This is a genomic window from Sediminibacillus sp. JSM 1682029 (assembly GCF_041366435.1).
Classification (GTDB): domain Bacteria; phylum Bacillota; class Bacilli; order Bacillales; family Amphibacillaceae; genus Sediminibacillus; species Sediminibacillus terrae.
Window position 1 is genome coordinate 148,048 of record NZ_JBEWYY010000008.1, and the last position, 22,394, is coordinate 170,441.

The following is a 22,394-nucleotide window of genomic DNA, read 5'->3' on the forward strand; positions in this document are numbered from 1 at the left end:
AACCAATGAAGCTCGGATGAAGCACCTCATTGGTTACTATGCTAAAGAGATTTATAATTCTCTAATTTTGTTCATAATCATCCGCTGCTCGACGGATGCAACCAATCTCCTTGTGTCGGCTACCGTATCCGGGTTCACGCTCACACTGTCGATTCCTTCCTGGATAAGGAATTCTGTAAATTCGGGATACAAGGAGGGTCCCTGCCCACAGATAGAAACGCTCTTATGATGTTTATGTGCCCCTTGTATCAACATTTTGATTGCCTTCTTCACAGCAGGATTGCGTTCATCAAAGTAACCCATGGTGTTCAGAATTCCCGAATCCCGATCGGAGCCAAGTACCAACTGGGTCAGATCATTACTCCCGATACTAAACCCGTCAACCATTTTCGCGAATTCTTCCGCTTCGAATATGACGGATGGCACTTCGGCCATAATCCAAATTTTGAATTGTTGATCTTGTATGAGACCTTCCTCTGCCATGATTTCTTTGACTCTCTTTACTTCCCAAGTAGTCCTGACGAAAGGAAGCATGGTCCACACATTTATCAGTCCATAGTCTTCCCTTACTTTTTTTATGGCGCGGCATTCCAGCCTGAAACCTTCCTCGTATTCCGGAGATATATAACGGGAAACCCCTCTCCACCCGATCATCGGATTGGCTTCAATCGGTTCTACTTCTTCCCCGCCTTTTAATCCTCTGAATTCGTTGGAACGGAAGTCGCTCAACCTTACTACAACAGGCTTAGGGTAAACGTCTTGCGCTACCTTGGTGATGCCCTCGGCCATTTTATCGATAAATTGCTTTTCTTCGCCATTTCGCAATAGATACATAGGATGGGCGCCGACAAGGTGGGTGAAAATGAATTCTGTACGCATCAGTCCTATTCCATCGAACGGCAGGTCTTTGTATTTTCCGATCAAATCCGGCTCACCAAGATTCATGTAAACCTTCGTCCCGGTAATCGGAGCCAGCTGATGAAGATTCATTTGGTCGATAACGGATGGTGTCTGGTTTCTTTCTTTATCTTTTTCCTCCTTTTCCTCTAATATGCCTTGATAAACGACACCTCGTGTGGCATCCACAGTGACTTCCATTCCTTCTTTCAATACTTCGGTTGCATTGTTGGACCCGACAATACAGGGAATGCCGAACTCTCTGGAAACAATGGCAGCGTGACAAGTCCGGCCGCCTTCGTTGGTCACAACGGCTGCAGCTTTTTTCATGGCCGGCATCATGTCCGGATTGGTCATGATGGTTACCAGGATATCCCCTTCTTCCACCTTCGAAATTTCGGTGATATCTTTGATTTTCCTTACCTTCCCACTTCCCCTGCCCGGAGATGCAGCAAGCCCCCGCAAAAGCGCCACTCGTTTTATTTCCACTTGTTCCTTCACACCCGTTTCCTCCTTTTTTAACGTGGTAATCGGTCGAGCCTGTAAAATATATAATTCATTGGTGTCACCATCGATCGCCCACTCGATATCCTGTGGAGAGTGATACATTTTTTCGATTCGCAGTGCATCAGCAGAGAGTCGACTGATTTCTGTTGCTGTCAGGCATTGTTGCGTTACCAGGTCTTCCCCCAGGAATTCTTTGACGGCGACTTTTGACGTTCCGACTGCTTTCTCGTTTTTGACAACAAGGAAGTTTTTCGTGGCAATATGCTTTTCCACAACCCTATTATTCTTTTTATCAACGATATATTCGTCAGGAGAGACCATCCCGGAAACGACGGATTCACCCAGCCCCCAGCTGGCATTGATCATCATCTGGTTATGGTTTTCTGTCACAGGATTGGAGGTAAAGAGCACACCGGCTTTTTTACTGTTCACCATTTTCTGGACCACAGCGCAAAGAGACACATCGAAGTGGTCGAAATGCTGTTTCTCGCGATAATAAATGGCACGTGCCGTCCAAAGGGATGCCCAACACTTTTTAACGTGCCGGATCACTTCCGAAATCCCTTTAATTTCTAAGTACGTATCCTGTTGTCCTGCAAAGGATGCTTCAGGCAAGTCCTCCGCTGTTGCGGAACTTCTAACCGCTACAAACAAGTCATCCACTTGAAGGCTTGACTGAAATGTTGCGTACGCTTCACGAATTTCTTCTTCAATCGCTTTCAAGATATCGGTTTGAAGAATCAATTCCCGGATCAGAGCACTTGCGCTCTGAAGCTGGGCGTTATTCTCCATATCCAGCTGTTTTATCTCTTCGAGTATTTGTTTATCCAGGTTACGTTCCTTAACAAAATCGCTATATGCTTCCGCGGTTACACAAAAACCAGGAGGCACCCTGATTCCTCCATTGGTGAGTTCACCTAAGTTAGCCCCTTTCCCGCCCACCAGGGGAATATCTCCTTTACGGATCTCGTTGAACCAGCGAATGTACCGCTTCTCTGCCATCTACATCTCCTCCAGCTTCGTTTTTAAAATTAGTATATCATAATATTTAAATTATGTTATACTAATTTAAGTTTTTTTGGTGATTATGTTTCACAATTAATCAATAGGATATTGCTGGTGTTGCATTTGTTATTTCAAAAGTCAGAGGATTTTTGTAGAGATGCAGCTGAGCTAGGGTTTACAAAAACGAGAGAGAGGCGACCTGGATTCATTATTTAAAGACGCGCTGTAATCCGGTGTCCGACTTTTTTCTTCTCCATAAAATGAAAACCTTTGGGCTTTTCGATTTCCACCTTTTATATAGGAATAACATGGCTTATAATGAATTTATTGTGTTTTTTTCATAACACGTACTTGGTGGAGTGGAAAGGGGAGGGGAAGATAGAATGAAGAAACCAATCAAGCTGCTTTACTGCACTGTCGCCTTGCTTTCGCTCGTTCTTTTGCTGGTTGGCTGTGCAGAGGATAAAAGTAAAGAAGTAGATACAAACACATCAGAGGATCAATCCGTTTCTGGTACAGACTCTAACGGAGATGAAAAGCCATCCACTCAGGAAGAGGCAGAAGACACTTCTTCAGAAAACACTCAAAACGATAGCAATATGTCTACCGATAGTGATAGTTCCGAGCAAAGTGGTGCGCAACAGGAGGGGGAAAAAGAAAATTCCGGGAAAGAAACCGAGTTGGATGAAAGAGACGCACAAATGGAAGTAGAAGACACTGACACTCAAAACGACAACGAGAACAACCAAATTCAAACAGACACCGATGAAAAGGATCAAGAAAAGGCGATTTCTATCGTCACCGACTTTTTGCAGGACAGAAATGAATGGACAGAAAGTGAAAACGACTTTCTTCTATATGATGGGGAGATAAAGGGATACATCATCGTAAGATATTCCACCTTAGTGTCGGGGCATTCTTCTACCAACGGACGATATGCAGTAGATCTTTCTAGCGAGGAAGTCGTCGATATCACTGCCAACCCCGATTTCTTGAATGAATTGATGGACTGAACCCGGCCTCTTTCGTTGGCAAAAGGTGGCGGATTGCTAAATCCGCTACTCCTCGAGGAATTATTGGGACAGTAGCTGATATTTCTTTAAGATACGAGAAAAACCGACTTATGGGGTGTAACACGGAAAAAAACAAGAGGAAGACTCATGCACATCTGGGGATTCTACTTTATCTGTTACTGCATGAGCCGAAAAATCCGCAGCCATTTATAACTGCTCTCTCACAGCACGGATCTGTTATTCATATTAGCTTTCTTAAAAGCCTCGTAAATCGCGATAGCTCCAAAAACCACCATTAACGTTAACGTTCCCCACACCATGTAATCCTTCATAATAGCAGGAGCAGCGCCAAACCAGGTACTTAACATCGTGAGGAAATCTGCGGCGAAAAGCTTCGGTTGCGTTAAAATAACCACAAATGCAGCAACCGAGACTATTTTATAAATCATAAAAAACGCAGCCATGTTTCTTGACCATTTCCTTTTGATTAATTTATAGATAGCTAAGGCAATTTCTGCTCCAAGTAGCAAAAGGACTATCGGCCAGAATGATAATAGTACTTCCTGATTAAACGCCGGAGTTACCATTCTAAGCCCATCCTGCCCACTTTCATATATTCCAAGGAAACGGTCGGCATAAAAATAACCTACTCCCCAAACCACTGTCCATATTAAGCCTGCGTTAATCTCAGAAAGTGGAATCGATTTTTTCTTTGGAACACTATATTCTTTCCATAATTTTTTAGGATCCCACGAAGTAAACCCCATCCATTTAGGCAAATCTTCATTTTTACCATCCACTTGTTCCATAATGGCAAAAATCACTGTCACAAAAACATATGCTGTAATCGACCAGGTGATTGCATTTATCAACACCTCTTCCATATTGGAGATTGATACGTCGAATCTCTCTCCTAGATTGATCAGATTTAAAAGCTTTACCCCCAGTAGGGTGAAAAGTGAATAAATAACTGCAAAAGGAATGATCCATTTTAGAATGGAAAGGTGCAAATCGTAATATTTGGGGCCGATTAAATGGGTTTGTTTTTCACTGTACTTATTCGCCAAAACTTTAGGATCTCCCAACTCCTCAAGAGCCAGGTACACATCCTTTTCATCATAATCATCGGGCAACATATCATGGATGGTCGATTCTAACTCTAAAGCAATATCCTCCTTTTTCTTCTTTGGCAACCATCGGGTCACTTCTTGAACGTACACCTCAATTAGATTCATTTTCCTTATCCTCCTCGTTAAGGACATCAAACAGCCTTCTGGTATTTTTCATCCATTCCTCCCTCAATTGCTGAAAAACCTTTTCCCCATACTCACTCAATTCATAATATTTTCGAGGCCTTTTTTCAGAAGTATCCCAAAAGCTGTTAAGAAGCTCTTGTTTTTCCAGCCTCCTTAGCAAGGGGTATAGCGTGCTTTGTTCAATGCCTATCCCCAGGTTCTCAAGCAGCTGAACAAGTGAGTACCCGTACTGCGGTGTTCTTAACTGACTTAAAACCGCCAGCGTTAAGTTCCCTCTTTTTAACTCTGTCAGGAATGAGTGAATTGATAACTCCATTTTTTGTCCTCTTTTCTAATACTGTACGTCATACATTATGTTTATATAATATACTATACACTATTCTGCGTGATTAAACCATATACCTTTCATTGGATGGGAATTTTTTATATGACCCGAGCAGACACCCAACAATATAATCTATTTTATAAACCACACAAAAAATTTCACATCTCTTCTAATCCACATAAATAGGTATTGTGACCCAGTCCATTTCAATCGTACTTTTTCCGAATATTTGAATACACCCCTTTCAAACTAAAAAAATGCAACTAATCTACTATTTTAGATGGACAAAAAATATAATATCATGATAAATATATAATTTTAAATTATCAAAATTATATATTTATTACAAAAAATGCAAAAAGGAGGGTCATCATCGATTTAATTATTAAGCATGAGAAGTTAAAATTACATAACGGAGGGATTATATGACCAATGTGGTAAGTATCAATAATGTAACGAAAAAATTTGGAGAAACCACTGCTGTAAATAACGTTTCCCTGTCCATTGAGAAAAGTTCGACAGTAGCTATTTTAGGACCAAATGGTGCTGGGAAAACAACAACCATATTCATGATGCTTGGATTATTAGAACCATCAAAGGGTTCTATAGAAATCTTTGATAGCAATCCTAAGTCCCGAGAAGTCAGAGAAAAAATTGGAGCCATGTTACAGGAAGTTAGCTTAGTTGATAAACTAAAGGTTCGGGAAATATTAGAACTATATAGAACCTACTATCGATTTCCCCTACCTATGAAAGAATTGATTGAAATAACTGGCTTAGAAAAGAAAGAATTAAACAAATGGGCAAATAAATTATCAGGTGGACAAAAAAGAAGAATCGGATATGCTCTTGCCCTCGCTGGAAACCCCGACCTCATATTCCTCGATGAACCTACAGTTGGACTCGACATCTCTGCAAGAAAATCATTTTGGGAAAGAATAGATAAACTCAAAAGCAAAGGAAAGACGATTATTTTCACGACCCACTATTTACAGGAAGCGGATGATTTTTCCGAACGGATCCTTCTTTTCAATGAAGGCGAAATCATAGCAGATGGTAAGCCAAATGAAATCAAGGCACGATTAACAGAACAAAAAATATCCTTTAAAACGAAGGAAACGAATATTATAGAAAAAGTCAAAAATATTACTGATGTAATCGATTGCTATTTGGAAGATAACCGTGTATTTATAAGAACCAAGAATACGGATGTTGTCATGGCTATGTTATATAAGCAAAATTTTGATATTGAAGATATCCAAATGGAACAAGGTCGATTAGAGGATGTGTTTGAACTACTTACTAATACCAATAGGGAGGTAGTTTAATTTGAAGTTATTTACACAACTTAAATTGGAGGTTTTTCGGGTATTTCGAAACCCATATTTTATATTTTGGACACTATTTATGCCCATTCTATTTTACTTTGTCTTTACAAACATAGTAACTGCGGAAACCACCGATCAAGATGTTTGGGCCGCACACTACTTAATGTCTATGACAACTTTTAGCGTAATGGGTTCTTGTATTATGATTTTCGGAATTCGCTTAGTGCAAGAAAATTCAGAAGGTTGGTCTACTTTTATAAAATTGACTCCTTATCCTACATGGGCTTATTTCTTTTCCAAAATGTTTGCTCAAACCGTTGTTCATGTCTGCTCTATTATCATAATCTTTTTAGCAGGATATATCATTAACAGTGTAACCTTAACTTTATCCCAATGGATTTTTTCTGCTTTATGGATTATATTAGGATCCATTCCATTTTTAGCAATTGGCTCGATAGTTGGTACGATAAGAAAAGTGGAAACAGCTAGTGGTATAAGTAACTTTTTTTATTTAGTCTTAGCCATATTAGGCGGGATGTGGATGCCACTTTATTTATTCCCGGATTTGTTACAATCAATTGGAAAATGGCTACCTTCTTATCACTATGGAAATGGCGCATGGGAAATTATCCGCGGTAACTCTCCAGACTGGCAGAATATAATGAGCCTAATTGCATACTTGATTCTGTTTATGCTACTCGCAATTACTATTCGGAAAAAACAACAAATTTCATAATAAGGATTACACACTACGTCTCGGGTGTCGCTCAACAAATTATCGAAATAGGAAAGGAGATTAGTCCATAAATGGAATTAATCTCCTTATTTTCAATCCTTTATTGTAGAGAATCATAACGGATATATTCCCTTCCCCTTTCTCCTTTTTGTAATTAACATGTCTAATTTTCAATCCTGCTTTGTAAATGCCGCTCTGACGATTTACTTAGGACTTCTACTATTGCCTTAAAGCTTTCATATCCATAGTAAAGGCAGTTTTCATCAATATCAAAGCGCTCCGTATGTACATCTATATCATCCCCCATATAGGATCCTATAAAGTAATAACAACACTTCACGTTAGTTAATTCGTTACTATAAAACGCAAAATCGTCACTTGACATAATAAACGGACATGGCAAAACAAACTCAGCACCAAATTTTTTCTTGAATATTTCTGATGCAATTTGGTTGAGTCGCTCATCATTTTTTAAGGATGGATAATCGGATACGGTACGATGTTCAACCGAAATAACTCGATCATGCTTGCTAATAATATGTTCTAAAAAAGCAGCGAAACCTTCATGATTTATATCTTTATTTTTGCCTCGAAAGTTAACAAACAATTTCACCGTGCTAGGATTGATATTATAATAACCATTTGTTTCAATCTTAGTCACCTTCACCGATTGGCTCTCATTACAATAACCCTCCTGAAAGCGATAAATGCTTGCCAACAAAGCCATCAAATCAGCTTTGCCTGCCACATGTCCACTAGTCAACTTCAATGTTAATTCCAATGAATAATTGGCCGCTAACATCACATCGGAAGAAAGGGAAAAGTATCTGGCATATAAATTCGGTGTAACATGTAAAGCGAATAAATAATCAATGGAATAAGAAAGCAGCGGTTGAATTAATCGTTTAGCACCAGCAAATACTTCTTCAGATGATTGAAAAATAAAGAGAATATTAATAGAATAATCAGATTGATCCACATGGTTTAATAAATGTAATATTATAGCCATATGGGCATCATGGCCACATGCATGATTATTTCCTTTGTGTACACTTTGATAACTGCATTCTTTTTTATCTTGCAAAGGAAGACCGTCCATTTCTGCACGAAAAGCGATTGTAGGAGCCTTCCGATGATAATGATACTTTGCAATTATTCCAAATTCATTATCATAATCAATTTGGATATTATTGGTTTCCTGAAAAATAAAAGACCGAATAAATTCTCTTGTCTTTACCTCTTCACCTGCCACTTCTGGTATCTGATGCAAACTTCTTCTCGTTTTTATTAACTGTTCTTCTACACTCATCTAGGAAGCCGCCTTGCGCTTATTTACTTGATAAATGAAAATGGAAATAACAAACATTGCAGCAACGTAACCAGTTAAAATGAAAAAGTCTGAGCCGAAATTTTTGTCATTAAATATATTGATTACCGCACTATTTGCGTATATCCCTGGGAAAACCTTTTGGATTGCAGTAAAGAAACCTGGAAAGTCTATTGAACCAATAAATAAATCTTCCGTAATATGTGTGGCCATGACAAAAAAGTATAGTGGAAATGCAATGGTATTTAAGGTAACACTATCAAGTAAAAAACCAAGGGATAACCCTAAGAAGATGTAAAAGATACTTGAAAATAAAATTATCGTTTCCATTAATATGAAAGGAGAGTTAATTTCTAATCCAAATACGAGAAAGCCGTATACAATGATCACTGTTATGATGACGATATTAAGAAAGAACTGTACCAATGATGTAATCGTAATAAATTTGAATGGGCTATAAGGAGTAATATTAAGAATATTCGTAATATAAGGTTTCTCTCTAGTAACTCTGCTACTCAACGTGTTTAAGCCACTTCCGACTGTTGCAAATATGGAAGCCACAATGGCTAGAACGGTAACAGCATTTTCCTTATCCATATCAGAACCTGAAAAGTTATATAATACGGTATATAAAACAAGTGGCACCACTAGGGTAAAAAAAATAAAACGCTTATTTCGAAGGACTTTCACTATTTCCAATTTAAGAATCGTTAACATTCCCCTAACCTCTTTTCTTCTATTATTAGTGGTGAGTAGTTTAAGAAACTATATTAATCTCCCGGTACAAATCTTTAACCTCTTTAAAACGATATTCATAATTCAAATCTTCTTTTTCGAGCTCTTCCATTAATTCTTTATGCCTTTCCATTTCAGTCAAAAACAATTTATGTTCAATGATTGTTCCACCGTAATTTTCTTGTAAGTATTTTAACTTTTCTTCGTTTTCGTCAACCACTACGAGCATCTTTTCCTTGTTTAACTCACTTTTAGTTACATCTTCCACGATTGATCCATTTTGGATAAATATAAATCTATTACAGTAATCATTTAGTTCATCTAAATTATGGGATGTGACAAATACCGTTTTGTGATTGGCCGTAAATTCATTTACAATCTTCCAAAACTTCAGGCAATACTCGGTATCCATTCCGACAGTTGGCTCATCTAAAAATAGGATTTCAGGATTAGAAGCTAGTGCCATGGCAAAAGAAAGTCTCCGTTGTTGTCCACCAGATAAATGCTCCACATTGCTTTTGGCTTCTTTCACCAACTCTACCTGTTTCAGTATATGCTCCACATCAATATCAGATTTATAATAACTTTTGTGTAGTTCTATTACTTCTCTTACTCGAAGATGATCGGGAAAATAGTTGTTTTGCAACATAACTGCAACATCATGCTTCACATTGAAATTTCGCATTATGTTCCCTTCGTCAATATCAATCAAGTTTAATATTGATTTAATAATTGTGGTTTTTCCTGCCCCATTTGAGCCTATTAGAGCAACACTTTCACTCGGTTCTACATGAAACGAAATGTCTTTTAATACCGTTTTATCCTTATAACTTTTTTTCACTTGCTCAAATTCTAATAGGTGCATAAACATTCCCCCTTTTAAAATCATTACTTTCGTTACCTTTTAAACATATACATGATGGACTTATAGGATGAATCGGGGTTGTATAATTACATAACTCCTCATTGAATATAATTTTACGTTCGTGAATACTAGACAACCATGTCTTATTATGAAGATAACAATCAATCAAACTATACAAATATTCTGATTGGAGTATTTCCTCCTGATGTTTAGAAATAGTTGTTTGACAGATAAATCGATATTTTTCCATATTATCTGCTATACAATCCAGACAAAAGCTATGATTAATTTGATAAACGGGCCCTAATTCTTCGAGTTTTTCTCCTTTATATTTACATAGAAAAATGGTTTGATTCCTGGATAAGGAAAGTTGTTGAAGATTCCTTAATTCCTCTTTGTTCTGATAAAGAACTATATAGTGCTGAAATGCACCATTCGTTCTTTTTGGAAGATTTGCCAACATTTCCAAAAATGCATTAGACTTCTTTGTTAAATTGATAAGGAAAAAAGATGATGCTAATAATTTTTCAACTAATATCGTAGACAAATGGAATTTAGAGATGGGGTTTTTTTCTAATTCATCGATTATATGACACATTCTCTTGATTAATTGCGCATGATTGTGGTCAATAATTACCCCCTTTTGATATAGCCGATTGATAATAGGATGATCTTCCATATTTTTGTTTATACTGAGAATAAGCTCTCTCATTTTGATCGGATTGTTACTATTACGTAAGATAAATAAAGAATCATCTAAATTGTATTTATTATATATATGTATGTTTTGGCCATCTATATGAAGCTGATATATAGGGTTTAACATTTAATTCACCATGCCCTTTCATCCCAAAAACAAGGTATAAAAACAATGTTTATATTTATCTTTACGTATGCCTAACTCTTCTTCAACTCTATCGGCATAAAATCCACAATAGGGATGTGAGTTCCTGTTTATGGCTGTACTTATTAATTGTATATTTTGTGCGATATGACCAGCTTCTAACAGACCTAAGCGATAGGCTAATCTTCCGTATTTTTGAAAAGATCGCTCAAAATCCACCACAAGGAACATCATAACCGAGATATTTTCAATCTCCTTCGTTTTTGATTCTAAATTAAAATCTGTCATCGGAAACATTTCCTCTAGTTCTGCATCTGTCCTTGCACCTCCTAATTTTTTTAAATTGCTCTGATTTGCATCATAGTAATACATACCATCCGGTAAGCCAGACACATTCCTGCTATAGAGACACAGATTAACCGAATACATTAATCCGCCAGAAGGATATACTCTTAGGGCAGTATCCTCAGATTTATTCTCTTTATGAGATTCTTGTTTCTGATGACTAATCCCGGCAGAAAGGGAAAGTAATTTCTCCAAATCCTGATATGTCCAATTATTACTCATCTCATACAAAGGGATGGACCTTCTCTTATGAAGGATATCCAGGATACTCGTTTCAAAAAAATCATCTTCAGTAAAAGAATACTTGACTGGTATCTCTGTCTCATTGGCCCCTTTTTCAACAAAAGACTTTGTTAGCTTCTTCCTATGCATGATGTGTTTTGAAAAATCTTCTTGTCTAAGGTGATGTAACCTCCATGCCTGTGATCTACTTTCGTCTTCTAATAATCTTTCATAAAACAATTCAAAATCAAAAAACTCTAAGTGGTCCTTAATTGGATTGTGTATCATAGATAACTCCTCCCAGATTAAAAAGACTATAATAGATGGCACATTCATATTCTGGTGTGATGCCTACTCGATTGTTAAACATGTGAAGATGAGAGTACAATATCGATCTGAGCCTTTGATGGGATTCTGTATGTTGGAATACTTTTGTCATACCATTTAGAATGGATTTATTAAATTGCTGATAATGTTCCCAACCTCGTATTTTTTTGTATATTCCCTTTAAACTTGCTTCATTCTTCTTTACCCCTTCTTTTATATCATTTGCATATTCCAAATCATGTAGGTCATACAAGTGTTGCCAACTACGAAAACAATTCTCATAAAACTCTGAAACAGGAACGCCAAAAAGTCCCTCCTCCTTACAGGTAACTGCTATATCCTCCATTACAGCTAAAACTAACATCAACCGCAAAAAGTAATGCTTATCCAACGAGGCCTGAATACATGTTGCAGCAAACTCACTGGAAGCTGTGAACAATTCCTCCGTTAACGGCATTAAAGTCTCCCCGCCATATCGTTCATACTCCGGAAAATAGTCTTTTTCGATTATTTCCCCTTCCTCATACCACTCTAGCTGTTCCATCGGTATAGGTTCCCCATCAAATTTATGATTCTCATAATAGGTTTGTTTCGTTAATGTAAAAGGAGAAGGATGATTGGCTATGTACATTCTTAAATCAGTAAATAAGTATTCTTCTGAGAATCGTCTGGAAGAAAAATAACGCATCCTAATATGCGGTCCACCTTCCCAATATCGAAGAAAAAACCATTTTTCAATTTCGCCTTTTTCCCTTAATGCCATCATCTTTTTAGCGAGAATTTGAATAAGCCGGTCTTCTTTTTCTTTATGATGAAAATAGATATAATGAGCTTTCCATGTGTTTTCCATGCGATTCCTCCTAGGAAAAGGGATGTGGTTGTATGTTCAACACAAAATCTTCTTCCGATAATCCTCTATGGGTTAATTCTTGTTTGAGTCTTTCCCTATTTATCCTTCGGTGCTGCTGACCAAATGTCATTGGCAACATTCCAGGTACTAAAACCTTTGCAGCATGTAATCCTAACCTTGCAATACTTTCAGGAGTAACATCGACAACATAAATATCTTCATAATATTGTAGGACATCTTCAATTAATTCCTCTAAGTCATCCTTTAAATCATCGTTTTGATATTTATCGCTCTCATAAAATTGTCTTCTGTAAATATCCTTCACAGCATACTTACCTGGTGATTCAATATTCGATAGTAGTCTCTCGGTATTGGCCGCTGAAGCGTAATAAAGAATATGGTCATCAAAGTCTGTCACAGCATCTGGATTATGAGCTATTTCTTGAACGCGATTACTAACCTCAGAGTCTTCAGGAATGACCTCTTCAAAGATGGACACAGATGTGATCACTTCAAGCACAGCCGTTTCAATCGCTTTTTCTGGATCGATGTGTGCCGCTGCCGCATGATAGGAAACAATAGGTGCATCCACTTTGACATTGTGTGCCATCGCCCAGATACTCGGTATGCCTAGTTCCATCGAAATATCATAAATATACACGTTAATCCCGTCTAACTCCGAAAAATAAACTAATTGCTTTAGCTTTGAATTATTGATACTTTTCAGATCTATCTCTTTCAGTTTTAACTTGTTATAAAAAGCACAAAGGAAATTATCCCTTTCAATTAATTCCAATAATCCATAAAAAACCGCTTCTTCATAGGTGCCGCCAAGTGCCATGCCATTTGAACTGTCATAAATAAAGCGATTATTTTTCTCACGATAAAATTTATCAGCAAAAAAGACAAGTTGTTCTGGAATCAATACTTTTTCTTGTTGTTTAACCGAGTATCCATATTTCCAATAAACAGGCAAATCTTCACTATACTCAACAAGCTCATAGGCTGGGTGCATCCTGTCCCATTCTTCATGCATAATGAATTTCTTTGGATTAACTGCCGTATCTTTTACATCTCGATAAGGTTTAAATAGTTTTGAAGGTGCTTTCCGATCAAACATTCCACAATATCTTTCAATTGCCTCTAACACACTTAGTTTTTCGATAGTCTTGTGATTATATCCCCTCCCAAAACCTGTCTCTGTATATTCATCTGTCACTTGAATTTCTGTTCCTTTAGCATCCGTATATTTAGAGCGAACCTCCCGAAATTGGTGATTAAAAACCCCGACGTCTTGATCATATAATTTTGCGAAGGCTTCCTTAATATCGAAATCAGGATTCACCCGGTATTGGCTTCGCTCCTTTTTTTTATTTTCTTTAAATTCCCCATTAAAACTGTGCTGATGATCATTGGATATCGATTTACAAACAGGACAGAATTCGTCCTTTATAAATCGGTACTGCTTCACCATTCCAGAAGTGAAGTTAAACGTCTCTACCTTTTCTTCATAGCTTTCGAGATTTTTTGATTGGAGGAGAAAATCAATGACAAAAGATACTAGGGAATCATGAAAACTTGTTGGTAACTTTTTATCACTTGTAACGGTAAATAGATTTTGTTTTCCTTTACTTTTCATTCTGTGGACAAAGCAATATGGACAACCGTCCTTTTCTTTTGATTTCCACAGGGGACCAACAACAAGCATATTAAAAAATGCCACAAAGCTAAAAATTGTATTAGAGGAACTTTCCGAATAAGCTTCTCCCATCAAATCCTTATCGAAATGGTCAAAAAAAGCGAAAATAGGCTGTTCAACATTTTGTCCCGCTGGGTTCTCAATCTCTTTGTATTCAATTTCCCGCTCCCTTAACCGATTGATGATAGAATCATGAAATGGGTTCTGATTATCTAAAATATTAATCTCTCCCACAGTTATTACCTACTTCCTTTGTAAATTTAGTAGATAGATATTGTTCGATAACAGTTTTGGTACATGCAAGACATACATCAAAAAATTTTTTTTAACTACTTCTAGAAGGTTTTCTATATTTTTCTCTGGTATGTTATATCCATCCTCTTCAATATGGATTTTGTTTGGGAACGTTCCAAATTCCATTTTATTTTGAAGTTGCACTGCAAAATAATGTTTTAGAATTTCAATCACCATTTCTCTTGGGTCATAGCCATAGAGCCAATCCGTACAAATGGCACTTTCACACAAACAACGGATTCGATAGATATTAAATTGGGAGTCTTTTTGAATTTGAAGGGCAAGTTCATGCAAATTGGGGTCGAATCTTTGAAGCATAGCCATTACTTTATCTTCTATTCCAAGTTTTGCAATGCTGAAAAAGGAGGTTTTTATTTTTTCTTCCTGAAACAATAAACATGATACTTTACGAAGTAGTTGTGCTTCATTCTCTACTACTAACCAAGTTCCGTCCTTGATTTCTTTTTGAAGTAACAATTCTATGTTGCGATAAGAGGCCCGTAGAATTTGTTCCACCTTATCTTCTCCGACATACAATTCGTTATTTTCAGAAGTAGTAACTTTATAAGGTGTTTGTTGCAAGTTATTATGATAGAATACAAAAGGTGTCATTTGCTCTTTTTCCAATTCTTCCAATGCTGTCAAATTATCAACAGCCTTTCGTGTCTTCTTCCGAAATAGTTCAGAGTAATCCGTCACCATTTTCATTTCATATTCGGAAAAGAAAGTAATTTCCCTAGTTATAAATTTACTATCTAGATCCAGCAATAGTGTTTTAGGGGACTCCCCATTTCGTTGACGACTGACAATCGTGTTCCTTCCATATAAATCAAGTATCCAATCGCATTCATCATCGTTCGATTCAACTATAGGGAGTGTATGGATTATCATGCGGCTACTATCGCCGGGAAAAAGAACAGCTCTTTTATCCCCAATTTTATACAAATACCACATTTCCGGCCGGAGAACGCAATTTGTTAAGTTCCCTTCTATCTTTTCAATTTGGATATCGTTTAGATGAATTCCCTCTGTGGCTTCGGGGAGTGTCTTTTTAAGCATTTTATAAGCATATTCATCATTAATGGGGCTGGCCTCGCCTTTATGAGAAAATAATTGAAGTATATTCTTTTTCGCACTAGGAGTTATTTTTAATTGGTGTAAACTCCGCCCATCATATAGAAAAAGTTCATTCCTATCTTCTACAAGCCAATTATTAAACATTAGTTTCACCTCAAATTTTACTCAACATAAGATTATAAGTATCTTTCCATGTAACACCAAAATGACTTTCAACACTTTCCGCTACTAATCCAGTTACTTTTTGTTTCAATAATGGAGTAATCTTCAGCAATGGCATTAACGAATATAAAGTACTAGCAATATATCGATACACAATAAATCCCTCTGTACCGTATTCCTTTATAAAATCTTGATTAGAAAAAAACATTTGATGAAACTCACTCATTTGATCATGACGTTCTGTAAAATCTTCTGCAGAAAACATTCCATCTATTTTCAACAGATCATTTTGATAAGCTTCTGTAAAAAGTTTTTGCAACTTGATGATAAATACCTTTAGCGCTGAGAATATCACTTCATTTTGATATTGCTTGGCCAAAAATTCACCTACACTTTTTTCTACAAATTCCTTATCTGATTTGGATCTATTGGTGATGATATTCTCCATATACTTTGCTCTTTCACGATTTCCTAATTCTTTTAACTGCTGCTTGAAGTACTCAAAATTAGATCTTAGCGATAAGTACCCGAACCTTATTCCGCCGGGGCTAAGATTTGAGGTGATATAAAACATTTTTGCTAATTCGTGTAGCTGTTCTTCGTTACTTTTCCTCTTCCATTCTTCATTGATCGTTCTAAGCAAATTCGTCTTTAACTTTTCTACCACTTCATATACTTCATCTGCACAAAGTGAATTATTTTCAGGTAAGACATCACTTTCTAAAAACGTGATCTCTCCCTCCTTATTTAAGGGCAACACTTCCCCCTCGTACATTTCCATTTCTTTGACCGATAAAATAATTTTGGATAATCTATGATAATCTTCCTCTTTTAAACTAGTGTGGTTTTCACTAACCAAATTGCTAACATACGTTTCTAAGCCACTCATATCGATTTTCTTTGGGTAACATATTTTGAGATGAAACCCATGTACCCAACTTTTCTGTATGATGACTTCTTTTATTCCCGTACCATTTAAATAGCTTATGATTTGTGTCATCACATGATCAAGGGCATCTTTATCATATAGAAAGCAGCTCATTATTCGATAAGTCATCCTTTACACGCTCCTTATGAGTAATTTCATAAATATCTTCTTTCACGTAACCTTCTTTTTCAGAAGCAATTGGAAATTCCTCTTCGATCATGATATATGGATTCTTTTCTATGACTTGGATAAATAAAAGAAACAAAATAGGTGATGATAAATTAATAAATTGTGGTTTGTAGTTTTTAGTACCAGTAGTGATGTCCTCTACATCTTCCAAAAAAGGCTTGCAATAAAAACGATTGGGAATATCATTCTCTTTGAAGTAATCGAGAACTTTCTTCCACGACTCAAAGCGTTTGTCTTTCTTATACAAAGACTGAATTTCCGTGCCACTGAACACCCATTTGGCACGAGAATAAATAACTTCCCCGTCCTCTGATTGAATCCGTGGTATCCTCACAACGCCCCTATCCAGTGTACGCTTACGTTGATATTCGTAGGTCAACAGGTTTCCCAAGTCATAATAAATGGTTCCATGAGATGAGATCATATCCAAAGCAGACACTAAGGACGGGACAGCAACCAATATCAATGTCCCTAAATACTGTGGTTTAATTTGCTGTTTATTTCGCTTGTCAAATAGTTCGACATTATGAGTATTCTCGTTATAACGAAAACCTATTTCCTGCCAATCGATTGATTTACCAGGACTATCTGTTGCACCTATCGGCAATGTAAACGACTTAGAGGTAAGTTGTTTACGTACATTCGCATTAAAACCAAACGTGTTTGGAATATCAGTGATGCCGTTCTCATTGAAATATTCATTAATATATTGCTCAAACTCTGCACCTAGTTCTCCAAAGTATTTTAGAAAACGAGCAAAAAACGTTGAATATCCCTTATAAGTATGATTGATAACATGTTGGGAACCTGAATGTTGAATAAAGAAGGAGTGTGAGATTAATTTTTCACCTGTAATTTGTCTGATATCATTTGTTGCTTTTTCGAGAACAGAATCTTCTAAGACTATTACTTCGTCTCCTATATGTCTCCACATATAATCAACAAATGATTGGGAGGTTTCGTGTAACCCATGGGTTTTTTGATCGGAATATTCCTTTTGCCAATCAAATTTTCCATACATGCTCATAATTAAATCGTTGTCGAAAAAGATGACCTGAGCGATATCCCGTAATACTTGCGAAATTTCCCTTTCATTTTCGGGAATAAATTCATCTCCATATTTTTCAAGAAAAAAGTTGGCGATAGCGTATTGAATCTTAACCATTGGATCTAACGCCATTACTAACCATTGATACCTATGTAGATTGGCAAATAAGTTGCCTTGCTCGGTTAAGGACTGATAATCCCGCTGTTTGTTAATATAGTCGAGATATAGTAAGTTCTTCTTATCCTCTAATTCGATAGAATAGGATTCCAATAGTTGGTTGATTAACCGATATACTTTACGGATAATCGCATAGTCAAGGGTACCATTCTCAAGGTAGGTCAGCTTTTCATGGATTTCCTTCAGTAAAATTTGCTTTTCTTGATGAATCCCATGTTCTTCTAAGAACGAAAGTACATCTTGCAATAGTTGCTCGGATTGTTCATTTAAGTGAATCGTTCTTTCCAATACGCCTTTTTGAATAAATGATTTAACAACCTTTTCAGCAGCTGAATCGGGGACCCCTTTAGATTCAAATAAGGAGATTATCTCTAAGTATGAAAGCGCACCTTCTTCTTGTATTCTTTCAAATACTTGTTGAAAGATAGGCTTAGCATCTAAGATAAATAAATTCTGCTTCGTTTTGTACAACATGGTGTTATCTGCGTTTTGCAAGACTGTAATGTAAAACTTCCCGTCTTTATGGATTAACGTCTTGTTTACTGTATAGCTTAGTTTGGGAAGAATAGCCTCATCCTTACATATTTCATCGAACACTCTCAACATTAGATAATCATTCACTCTAGGATATAAAACCTTAGTATCATATGAAATCTCTTTTTGATTAAATTCCCCGATTCCTGAATGTGTAAGATTGGCAAAAGGACTGGTTTTTAATGTCGCACGCATTAAGAAATTCAATAATACATAGTCTAATTTACGTAAATTCGTTGTATGCTCATGGATGGGAGTGGAGATATACTTTTCTACCTTTTTTTCAATGGCATTATTCATGAACATAACCCCATTGCGCAAATCCAGCTCAGATTTATAAATATCCTGAAGAGTTTCTCTTTCATTTTGATAGTTCTCGTCGAATTGATCTTCTAATTGCTGCTTTTCTAACTCTAGCATTTTGTGCTGCCTTAAAACATACTCTATTTCCTTTCTCCTTTCTTCTGTAAAAATAGATTGCAATGCTTCATATTCCTTAAAAGCCTTTTTTCGCAAGTTAAAAAAAGATCTTTTAAAGTTAATCATTGATTTCCGTGTCTTATCAGACTGAACTTGTTTGATTTCTTTTTCCAAACGCTGGGTCGCAAGTTTAACCTCCCCTCTCAGTCTCCTCTCTTTTTCATCTATCTCGAGCCATCGTTCGGCAAGATTAGTGAAAAATGGAGCCATTAAATTTGTCGGAAAAGTAGTTTCCCTATAAACATATAATGGAGAAACTTTCATAATTTATACCTCCATTCATAATAATAGTTCTATGGAAAGGGGTGTGGAGCTTTGTTTAACTCAGCTTCTGTGGAATAACCCCAAAATTCTCTTACCTGATTAATTCTTACCTCTGAAATCTCTCTATTTTCTTCCCCAAACCATAACTGTTGAATGTTTGGGATAAGAACTTTTACTATCTCCAGTTGTAGTTGTTCATAGCCTTTCGGGGTTTGCCGAACGATATAAACATCCCCAAATTGCTTGGATAAATGATTTAATAAATCTTGCACAATTTGACTGAAATTTATTAAATCATTGCTATTTGGTTGGTTCATTGAATAAAGTTCTGTAAGAGAATATCCCTTTTGGTCACCATCTAAAAAATCAAATAAATATCTTTCTGTTTCTAATGAATATAGTATTGGGTGATCCGTTAATTCTTGAACACCTTTTTCTTTTATCGAGAAGGCGCTTTCTTTAATCATTTTCGAATTAGCGTCATAATATTCTATTGCATGCACCATCTCCACCAAAGCAGAGGTTATTGCCTTCAAAGGATTATGGTGGGCTCCGGCGGTTGAGTACGTTGCTATTTTCTCACTTGATTTTCCTTTACAAAAAACCCATACTATCGGAATTTCAAGTTCCATAGTTATATCAAAGATAGCTACATCATATTGCATAGTTAATAATTGTTTCACCATTCTATTGATTTCAACATCATTAATTGAAGAAATATCTATCCTTTTCGGAGTATGCTGCAAATACCAATGATTTAAAAACGCATCCCTTTCCATTAACTCCAGACAGGAGTAATATATTGCGTCCAATAAGTGGGAACCAACTGCATTTCCATTTGAGTTTCCTTTATATATCTTATTAGCATGTCCTTCATCCCCAGGGCTATATTTGTAATAAGCCAAAGATTCGGGAAGGTACACAGTTGTTTTATCTTTGACGGAAAATGCTGGAACCCAAAATATTTTTTTATATGGGCTGTATTGTTCAATATCCGTATTTTTTCCGATTACATTCTCTAGAAATACCGTTGGATCGATTGTCTTTTTCTGTTTTCTTAATGCTTCAAAACTATTCAATATCCGTTCTTGTCCTCTTCCGCGGGGTTGCATACCAGCATATCTTTCAAGCCCTTCAAATATAGAAGTACGCACACTATCTCTCAAATTATTTCCTGTACCAGTTCCAGCTATAAGAGAATCTGAATGATTAATCGGAAAATAGGAAGAAACGGAAAAAAGCGTTTCCCCATCAAAATCTTGAAACAAGAAAAACCCAGAATCCGTATTGCGATAATCAAATACTCTATCTAAATCTTCACCATTATAATCCAGGCGATAGGCTGAGCCATTTGGATAATAAAGATTTTCTGACAGAGCTTCCTTGATTTTATCTACATCCCGATAACTCTCTTCTCCATCAATAAGGCAATGCTCACAGGGGTGTAGCGGCCAATACGTTAATAGACGAGTATTTCTATTTTCTTCTATTACATAATAATCTAGAGATGAAGACTGCGCATATCTTCTACATAGGTTATCCAATAATTCTGGAATCACATCTAATGGGAGCAAGTCGACATCATTTATGATGGTTATACTTTCCTCATCATTAATATGATAATAGCGCCGATTGAGCTTTCTTCGTTCCTCAAAACATTTTGGACAGCCAACTTGACCCTGTTGAAAGACCGGCCCTAGTGTCACTTTATTATAATCCACATAAATATAGACAAATATTTTCGTGCTAGTTAATGGATTGAATGTTCGTGCTTTATTGCCAGCATAAGTGATAAAACAATGGATATACCCAATTGATGGGGAATAATATAGAATGGAAGACTTCTGATTTCGAATCGTTTCTATTAAGCTATTTCTTTCCTTCACATCTATCAACCTTCTCCCAATATGATAAATTGATATTTATCACTTAAGGCATCCCTATAGCGGTACAAGGTCTTATTTCGATTCTCGTCTAATTCTTTATTCTGTATCGCAGCCCTTCCACTTTCTACTTGTTCCACTATATCCACCAAACACTCTTCCAAGCTGAAACCAATCCCATTATACGAACGATCCTTTACTACTAATTTAAGTACAGAGAAAGGTAATCGTTTATCATCTATATGGATGAAAGATGCCTTGCTGATCGGATAAGAAATGCCTATTTCCCGAAGCAGATGACCAATATTCACTAATTGTTTTTCATTCCCTTCGAAATGATTCAATAAAGATTTTCTCCGCAAGTTTAAATATGCCGATTTAGGAGTAAACCCAATTCCATACTCACTATAATGATAGTAACGACATAAAATATACACATATAACTTTTCTACTACAGATTGTTTGCTAACCCCCAAAAAAAGTTGATTTTTTCCAAAGATATTAGCCTCTATTTTCCAAACTCCTTTATCATGTTTGAAGGCTAACCTTGAAACAGCATTGGATAGAATAGAATCTCGTAAATTCCGTTCATTTATTTTTCCTTCTGGTAAAATCTCCTCCACTTCTTTTTTATCGACCGGACAACAGGAAACATGGGAAATATTCATCAAGGATTTGATACTAACTATTCCAAATTTATCCATTATAACTTGTTTATTCTCTCTAAATAGTTGGCTTTCTAAATATGAAGGCAACTTATGATGTACTAATGTGGAGATAGGGAACAGTAAAGCTAAACACCTCTCACAGTAATTAGACACAAATAATGTTTGATTGCCAAGTGAATATACTGTTTTAAGTTGAGCTGTCTTCACTTCTAAATGCATTTTTTGACTTAAACTAGCAAAAAATTGATTGTGTATATGGATATTTTTTTGCTCGCATAGGGACTTGATATGCTGATAATCAATATTTTTCAACTCAATCATTTTGTTACCGTTCAATACCTTTACACCATTTTCACCTTTGATTATTTTATAATTGCCCATATTCATCCCCATCCCTCTTATTGGGAGT

Annotated in this window: 18 protein-coding genes; 3 read left to right on the plus strand and 15 right to left on the minus strand. The window is 36.4% G+C overall.

What is annotated here, in order from left to right; all coding sequences use genetic code 11:
* Positions 1-51 precede the first annotated feature (51 nt).
* Positions 52-2,406, minus strand: coding sequence for a phosphoenolpyruvate synthase (gene ppsA, locus ABVF09_RS14470; protein ID WP_371069492.1), 2,355 nt, complete (start codon positions 2,404-2,406; stop codon positions 52-54).
* 386 nt (positions 2,407-2,792) lie between these two features.
* On the opposite strand from ppsA, the gene ABVF09_RS14475 reads away from it, so the two are divergent.
* Positions 2,793-3,422, plus strand: coding sequence for a hypothetical protein (locus tag ABVF09_RS14475; RefSeq protein WP_371069493.1), 630 nt, complete (start codon positions 2,793-2,795; stop codon positions 3,420-3,422).
* 221 nt (positions 3,423-3,643) lie between these two features.
* Here ABVF09_RS14475 and ABVF09_RS14480 read toward each other — a convergent pair whose 3' ends face one another.
* Both ABVF09_RS14480 and ABVF09_RS14485 read right to left on the minus strand, forming a co-directional pair.
* On the minus strand, positions 3,644-4,657 hold the full coding sequence (locus ABVF09_RS14480; protein ID WP_371069494.1) for an HAAS signaling domain-containing protein: 1,014 nt from the start codon (positions 4,655-4,657) through the stop codon (positions 3,644-3,646).
* Positions 4,644-4,994 (minus strand): PadR family transcriptional regulator, encoded by a 351-nt coding sequence (locus tag ABVF09_RS14485; protein WP_371069495.1) that lies wholly within the window; start codon positions 4,992-4,994, stop codon positions 4,644-4,646. The genes ABVF09_RS14480 and ABVF09_RS14485 overlap by 14 nt, the downstream gene beginning before the upstream one ends.
* A gap of 434 nt (positions 4,995-5,428) precedes the next feature.
* Here ABVF09_RS14485 and ABVF09_RS14490 point away from each other — a divergent pair, with 434 nt between their 5' ends.
* Both ABVF09_RS14490 and ABVF09_RS14495 read left to right on the plus strand, forming a co-directional pair.
* Positions 5,429-6,331 carry an ABC transporter ATP-binding protein gene (locus ABVF09_RS14490; RefSeq protein ID WP_371069496.1) on the plus strand — a complete coding sequence of 301 codons (903 nt, stop codon included), beginning with the start codon at positions 5,429-5,431 and terminating at the stop codon, positions 6,329-6,331.
* Between the two features lies 1 nt (position 6,332).
* The gene (locus ABVF09_RS14495; RefSeq protein ID WP_371069497.1) at positions 6,333-7,067 is read left to right on the plus strand and encodes an ABC transporter permease; all 735 of its coding nucleotides are present in this window, start codon (positions 6,333-6,335) and stop codon (positions 7,065-7,067) included.
* 163 nt (positions 7,068-7,230) lie between these two features.
* Here the strand turns inward: ABVF09_RS14495 and ABVF09_RS14500 are convergent, their stop codons facing one another.
* Genes ABVF09_RS14500 through ABVF09_RS14555 form a run of 12 tightly spaced genes read right to left on the minus strand, consistent with a single transcriptional unit; the run spans position 7,231 to position 22,372 of the window.
* The gene (locus tag ABVF09_RS14500; protein WP_371069498.1) at positions 7,231-8,376 is read right to left on the minus strand and encodes a M20 metallopeptidase family protein; all 1,146 of its coding nucleotides are present in this window, start codon (positions 8,374-8,376) and stop codon (positions 7,231-7,233) included.
* Positions 8,377-9,111 carry an ABC transporter permease gene (locus ABVF09_RS14505; protein WP_371069499.1) on the minus strand — a complete coding sequence of 245 codons (735 nt, stop codon included), beginning with the start codon at positions 9,109-9,111 and terminating at the stop codon, positions 8,377-8,379.
* A gap of 40 nt (positions 9,112-9,151) precedes the next feature.
* On the minus strand, positions 9,152-9,994 hold the full coding sequence (locus ABVF09_RS14510) for an ABC transporter ATP-binding protein (protein WP_371069500.1): 843 nt from the start codon (positions 9,992-9,994) through the stop codon (positions 9,152-9,154).
* Positions 9,975-10,820 carry a hypothetical protein gene (locus ABVF09_RS14515; RefSeq protein WP_371069501.1) on the minus strand — a complete coding sequence of 282 codons (846 nt, stop codon included), beginning with the start codon at positions 10,818-10,820 and terminating at the stop codon, positions 9,975-9,977. The genes ABVF09_RS14510 and ABVF09_RS14515 overlap by 20 nt, the downstream gene beginning before the upstream one ends.
* Before the next feature lie 18 nt (positions 10,821-10,838).
* Positions 10,839-11,693, minus strand: a complete 855-nt coding sequence (locus tag ABVF09_RS14520; protein ID WP_371069502.1) for a SagB family peptide dehydrogenase — start codon at positions 11,691-11,693, stop codon at positions 10,839-10,841.
* Positions 11,674-12,582, minus strand: a complete 909-nt coding sequence (locus ABVF09_RS14525) for a thiopeptide-type bacteriocin biosynthesis protein (RefSeq protein WP_371069503.1) — start codon at positions 12,580-12,582, stop codon at positions 11,674-11,676. The genes ABVF09_RS14520 and ABVF09_RS14525 overlap by 20 nt, the downstream gene beginning before the upstream one ends.
* A gap of 10 nt (positions 12,583-12,592) precedes the next feature.
* Entirely contained in the window at positions 12,593-14,515 is a 1,923-nt protein-coding gene (locus tag ABVF09_RS14530) for a TOMM precursor leader peptide-binding protein (RefSeq protein WP_371069504.1), read from the minus strand.
* Between the two features lie 9 nt (positions 14,516-14,524).
* Positions 14,525-15,796 (minus strand): hypothetical protein, encoded by a 1,272-nt coding sequence (locus ABVF09_RS14535; protein ID WP_371069505.1) that lies wholly within the window; start codon positions 15,794-15,796, stop codon positions 14,525-14,527.
* Positions 15,797-15,806: 10 nt separating this feature from the next.
* Positions 15,807-16,871, minus strand: a complete 1,065-nt coding sequence (locus tag ABVF09_RS14540) for a hypothetical protein (protein WP_371069506.1) — start codon at positions 16,869-16,871, stop codon at positions 15,807-15,809.
* Entirely contained in the window at positions 16,837-19,434 is a 2,598-nt protein-coding gene (locus ABVF09_RS14545; protein WP_371069507.1) for a lantibiotic dehydratase, read from the minus strand. The genes ABVF09_RS14540 and ABVF09_RS14545 overlap by 35 nt, the downstream gene beginning before the upstream one ends.
* Positions 19,435-19,463: 29 nt before the next feature.
* Positions 19,464-21,320 carry a YcaO-like family protein gene (locus ABVF09_RS14550; RefSeq protein ID WP_371069508.1) on the minus strand — a complete coding sequence of 619 codons (1,857 nt, stop codon included), beginning with the start codon at positions 21,318-21,320 and terminating at the stop codon, positions 19,464-19,466.
* A 5-nt stretch (positions 21,321-21,325) separates the two neighbouring features.
* The gene (locus tag ABVF09_RS14555) at positions 21,326-22,372 is read right to left on the minus strand and encodes a hypothetical protein (RefSeq protein ID WP_371069509.1); all 1,047 of its coding nucleotides are present in this window, start codon (positions 22,370-22,372) and stop codon (positions 21,326-21,328) included.
* Positions 22,373-22,394 lie beyond the last annotated feature (22 nt).

Coding starts and splice junctions, on each gene's coding strand:
- ppsA (WP_371069492.1), bottom strand. CDS start 2,406: ATGGCAGAGAAGCGGTACATTCGCTGGTTCAACGAGATCCGTAAAGGA.
- ABVF09_RS14475 (WP_371069493.1), top strand. CDS start 2,793: ATGAAGAAACCAATCAAGCTGCTTTACTGCACTGTCGCCTTGCTTTCG.
- ABVF09_RS14480 (WP_371069494.1), bottom strand. CDS start 4,657: ATGAATCTAATTGAGGTGTACGTTCAAGAAGTGACCCGATGGTTGCCA.
- ABVF09_RS14485 (WP_371069495.1), bottom strand. CDS start 4,994: ATGGAGTTATCAATTCACTCATTCCTGACAGAGTTAAAAAGAGGGAAC.
- ABVF09_RS14490 (WP_371069496.1), top strand. CDS start 5,429: ATGACCAATGTGGTAAGTATCAATAATGTAACGAAAAAATTTGGAGAA.
- ABVF09_RS14500 (WP_371069498.1), bottom strand. CDS start 8,376: ATGAGTGTAGAAGAACAGTTAATAAAAACGAGAAGAAGTTTGCATCAG.
- ABVF09_RS14505 (WP_371069499.1), bottom strand. CDS start 9,111: ATGTTAACGATTCTTAAATTGGAAATAGTGAAAGTCCTTCGAAATAAG.
- ABVF09_RS14510 (WP_371069500.1), bottom strand. CDS start 9,994: ATGCACCTATTAGAATTTGAGCAAGTGAAAAAAAGTTATAAGGATAAA.
- ABVF09_RS14515 (WP_371069501.1), bottom strand. CDS start 10,820: ATGTTAAACCCTATATATCAGCTTCATATAGATGGCCAAAACATACAT.
- ABVF09_RS14520 (WP_371069502.1), bottom strand. CDS start 11,693: ATGATACACAATCCAATTAAGGACCACTTAGAGTTTTTTGATTTTGAA.
- ABVF09_RS14525 (WP_371069503.1), bottom strand. CDS start 12,582: ATGGAAAACACATGGAAAGCTCATTATATCTATTTTCATCATAAAGAA.
- ABVF09_RS14535 (WP_371069505.1), bottom strand. CDS start 15,796: ATGTTTAATAATTGGCTTGTAGAAGATAGGAATGAACTTTTTCTATAT.
- ABVF09_RS14540 (WP_371069506.1), bottom strand. CDS start 16,871: ATGACTTATCGAATAATGAGCTGCTTTCTATATGATAAAGATGCCCTT.
- ABVF09_RS14545 (WP_371069507.1), bottom strand. CDS start 19,434: ATGAAAGTTTCTCCATTATATGTTTATAGGGAAACTACTTTTCCGACA.
- ABVF09_RS14555 (WP_371069509.1), bottom strand. CDS start 22,372: ATGAATATGGGCAATTATAAAATAATCAAAGGTGAAAATGGTGTAAAG.